Genomic DNA, 654 nt, shown 5'->3' on the forward strand with positions numbered 1-654 from the left:
GCGAATGCGGTGGAGAGTTTTGCCCCCAACTTCGATTGTTTCATCAGTAAATTCGTATTTTTTTTCCATGGTTTATTGCCTCTGGCCAGTTGTGATGATTTCATCATTGATGATCTCTGCGTTTCCATGAATAAATACATAACCACAGATTTGGGCATTTCCCCCAACTTTTGCTCTGATGGAAATCAATGAACCGTCATAAATTTTAGCATTTCCATAAATTTTAGCTTTTCCACTAATAAATGCACCACCGGAAACTTGTGCATTCTCGTAGATTTGTGCACTGGCAAAAACACGAGCATGTCCAAAAATCTTCGCATTGCCAAAAATATTATTTTCTCCGGTAACAGATGCACTACCAAAAACACATGCATTTTCGTAAATATCAGCAATGTGATGAATATAAGCATCACCAAAAACCTTGGCATTGTCATAAACTCTTGCATGACCATCCACACGAGCGTTTTCATAAACATGGGCATCACCAAAAATCTTGGCACAACCATAGACTTTTGCATCATCACCTACCCAACAATCACCTTCATGACTTAGGTTGTCTTCTTTCTCGATATAGCCGCCTAAATCACCTGCTTTAACATCACCAAAGTCTCTCAGTGCACGAATGCGGTGAAGTGTTCTGCCATCAAACTCAAT

1 protein-coding gene is annotated in these 654 nt (G+C 39.6%); it reads right to left on the reverse strand.

Annotated features, from left to right (window positions below; genetic code table 11):
- Positions 1-72: 72 nt before the first annotated feature.
- On the reverse strand, positions 73-654 hold a 582-nt coding region (locus ACFIJP_RS09530; RefSeq protein WP_375627182.1), incomplete at its 5' end, for a hypothetical protein.

The sequence above is a fragment of the Bartonella sp. MU37NMGALS genome (assembly GCF_042194015.1).
Taxonomy (GTDB): domain Bacteria; phylum Pseudomonadota; class Alphaproteobacteria; order Rhizobiales; family Rhizobiaceae; genus Bartonella; species Bartonella grahamii.